Genomic DNA, 3,544 nt, shown 5'->3' on the forward strand with positions numbered 1-3,544 from the left:
CAGCACGAAGCGGCGATGGATGTTCACGATATCCGTGTCAATCCAGACGATGATATCCCCTTTGGTGACGTAGAGGCTCTTCCAGAGGGCCTCCCCTTTGCCGGCGGCGCTTCCGACCTCATCCCGCAGGATCTCCTGATGGATGTAGACCGGGATGCCCAGCTCCTGGGCTATCTCCCTGGTGCGGTCCGTGGAATTGCTGTCAATGAGGACAATCTCATCCAGCAGAGGATACTCCTCCATCAGGGCGGAGCGCAGTGTCTCGATCACCCGGCCGACGGTTTTCTCCTCGTTCAGGGCCGGCAGGGCCAGGCTGATAGTCTGCCCACTGCGCTCCTTCCACTGCAGGAGCATCCGCACATCCTCAAACTCGCTCCAGTGAAAGGTATTGGTAGCGAACCAGCGGTCCACCTTCGCCGACAAAGCAGAGGTGGTGGTGACGACATGCGGCAGGACGATTCTCTCGAACAGCTCTGCCTGCTCACCGAAGGATCGCACCAGGAAAACGGGGATAAGGGCCTGAGAAAGCACATCCTCATGTACTGTGCTCAGGGCCGGCCCCCCCAGACGCTCCGATAAGGTTGCGCCGAGCACGAGGGCATGATGTGCCGAGGCATGCTCCAGGATGATTTGCACCGGCTCTCCCTGTTCCGAAATCAGCTCCACTGGGAAGGGCAACTGTTGACGCATTTCCTCGATTATCGTCAGCGGGTCTGCCGGCGGACGATCCCCTCCGGGGTCCTGCACGTGGAGTATCGTGATCGGTTCCCCGGTCAGGCGGTGCAGTGCATAAGCCAGCCGCATGCGCAGAGGAAGGTGTGCGGTTCCCCGCACAGGCATCAGCACCCGGTCATAGCGATGAATGGTGCCCTGCACCAGGATCACATCACACGGGGCATGTGCCAGCAGTTCCAGCACGCGCACACCCAGGACATTCTCTGCGATCCCCACCCAGGGGATCAACAGCAGGTCTGCCGGCTCGTCCTGCAGTTCGCTGAGCAGTTCCAGCCACGGCGCATGCGAAACCCACACATGCGGGGAGATGCGCACCGGCAGTTCGGCGCACTGTTCCGCGATGCGGACCAATTCTTCCCTACATTCCTGCGCCTGGAGCGCCCCTTCGCTCAGCGAATGTCCCATCGGCACTTCCACAATGCCGATTAAATCAATATGGCCGTCCTCCGCCGGCAGAAGGTGCTGTGCAAGGCGCACCCAATTTTCCGCGTGCTGCCCCCGATATACTGGGATAACAATCCGATACTCTCCCATAATGGCTCCGCCTCCTTACCTCTTGACAACCGCCGCCTGGATCAGTGGGATGAGAATATCATGGATAATGCGCTCCCAGGCATATTCTCGCCGCACCCGCCGGCGCAGACGGAAGGCGCGATCCGTCAGCAAATGGCGGGCAATGAGGCCGGCCACATCTTCCGGCCGTGCCTGCGGGGAGAAGTAGAAGACATCATCCTGACCGGTGGCCTGGAAAGGGGCAATATCACTGCAGAAGACGGGCAAACGCACCAGACCGGCCTCCAGCACTGGAATGCCAAACCCCTCCTCCAGGCTGGGGAAGAGCAGAGCATCCGCCAGGAGGAACAGGTTCGCCATCGTCGCGTCATCCGGCACCAGCGGATTCCCCTCCTGTCCCAGCGTATAGACGAAATGCACCGCATCTAGGACATCTTCCTCTTCGCGCAAGCGCTGAAGGCGTTCCAGGTACGCTATGTTGGCCGGATTATGCGCCCCCGGCGGCCCGCTGACCAGGAGCCGGGCGTCCAACCCTGTCTGCCGGCGCAGGGCCGCAACCGCCCGTACCGCCAGCTCGATATTCTTCCGCCGAGTGATGCGCGCCGGCAGTAACAAGATCACATCCGCATTGTCCAGCCGGAAGGCTTCCACGATGCGGCGCGTGGTGGATGTCCAGAGCATACGCTCGGCGGGGTCCACCCCCGGCGGCACGACGGCAATCTGCTCCGCCGGCAGGCCGTACATCGCCGCCAGATGCTCCCGCCGGGCCTCCGACACCGTCACATGGCGCACCCCGGGCCACGGCACTCGCAGTAAGTCCCAGGGATAGCCGGCATGCACCTCGCCGGCGTACTGCGGGTCGCGCCAGGCCAAATCATGATGCCATGCCAGCACCCCCAGACTGCGCGGCCCTTTCCCCACGATCCACTCGTACAGCGCCGCGGTCAGCGGCAGGTTCTTGTGCAGGGTGAACACGTTATGGCCGATCAGGACATCTACCCCCTGGAGCATCGCGTCGAGCTTTTGAACGAGGGCATCGCGCAGCGCGTAAAACCGTTCGGTCACCTGGCCGCGGTCCAGCTCAGCTTTGACCGCCAGCACTTCAGGATAGCGAGAATCCGCTTCGGGCAGGATATGCAGGCCCACGTCCGGCAGGACAGGCTCGCCGCGGCCGGCAGTGATCTCCACCCGCAGGCCGGCCGCTGTCAGCAGTCGGGCATGGTGGTAAATGGTGCTTTCCACGCCCCCAACGATGGGCGGCGCGGCATAATGCAGGATCATCACTCGTATTGCTCTCACCTCGGACGTCACCATCCCTCCTCCCCGCTCAGACAGCTCTCCAGCAGAAGGCTCAGCCGGCGGCGCAGGACGGAGTATGAATAGTGCCGGCGAGCCACCTGATAATTGCGCTCCACCATCTGGGCGATGCGGTCCGGATTAGACAGCAGTTCCCGCACGCGCTCCACAATCTCGTCCGTAATCACCTCTTCAAACACGATCACATCAAAGCCCTTGGGCTGGATATCCGTTTTGAAAATCTGATAGGCGCTGACGACGATCGGCCGGCGGTAATACACCGCCTCCAGAAAGGCATTGCCAAACCCTTCCTCTCGGGAAGGATAGGTCACTAGGTCGGCTTGCTGATACGCATCCGCCAGGGCATAGACCTTGCGGCCGTCTGGGAGCACCCGGCGGTAATGGTTGAAGCGGTCGTGCAGGAACAGCACTCGCACGTTCAGCAGGCCGGCGTATTCCTCCAGATACCGCTGGTAGGTGAACCCCTCATCGCCGGCGGAATGGGTGATGACCAGCGTACAGTTCCCCAGCCGGCGCGCCAGCTCGATAGACAGCTCGATGCGTTTGCGCGGCACCACACGCGTGGGTTGAAGCAAAAAGAAACCATCGGCCAGTCCTAAATCGGACCGCAAGGTGTTGGCGTATTCGTCCGGCGGTGGCGGCCCGTGCTCGAAATCCATGACATTGGGGATCACAGTCGAGCGCACTCCCACGCGAATGGCCAACTGTTCGCCGGCGAATGAGCTGATCACCACGTGCCGGACGGAATGCATGGTGGGCGGGAACGCCGCCCGCAGGTAATCCTGGGCTGCCGAGACCGTGAAACGGGAGCGTTCCCAGGTGAAATCGTGATGATGGGCGATCGTCGTGAATTCCGTCTCCGCGATGAACTCCGTCAGCGCCAGCCCGAGCGGAATGTTCATCGGCAGGGATAGGGCATTTTCCACAATCAATAGGTTCAGGTCGAATGTCCGCACGAACTCGTAAATGTGCGCCTTGA

Annotated in this window: 3 protein-coding genes; all 3 read right to left on the bottom strand. The window is 61.7% G+C overall.

Annotation, left to right across the window (positions count from 1 at the left end; genetic code table 11):
- Positions 1–1,269, bottom strand: a 1,269-nt coding sequence (locus H5T60_12820; protein MBC7243311.1) for a glycosyltransferase, incomplete at its 3' end; no start/stop codon positions are given.
- A gap of 15 nt (positions 1,270–1,284) precedes the next feature.
- On the bottom strand, positions 1,285–2,547 hold the full coding sequence (locus H5T60_12825) for a glycosyltransferase family 4 protein (protein ID MBC7243312.1): 1,263 nt from the start codon (positions 2,545–2,547) through the stop codon (positions 1,285–1,287).
- A gap of 8 nt (positions 2,548–2,555) precedes the next feature.
- Positions 2,556–3,521 carry a glycosyltransferase family 4 protein gene (locus H5T60_12830; GenBank protein ID MBC7243313.1) on the bottom strand — a complete coding sequence of 322 codons (966 nt, stop codon included), beginning with the start codon at positions 3,519–3,521 and terminating at the stop codon, positions 2,556–2,558.
- Positions 3,522–3,544 lie beyond the last annotated feature (23 nt).

Source organism: Anaerolineae bacterium (assembly GCA_014360855.1).
GTDB lineage: Bacteria > Chloroflexota > Anaerolineae > JACIWP01 > JACIWP01 > JACIWP01.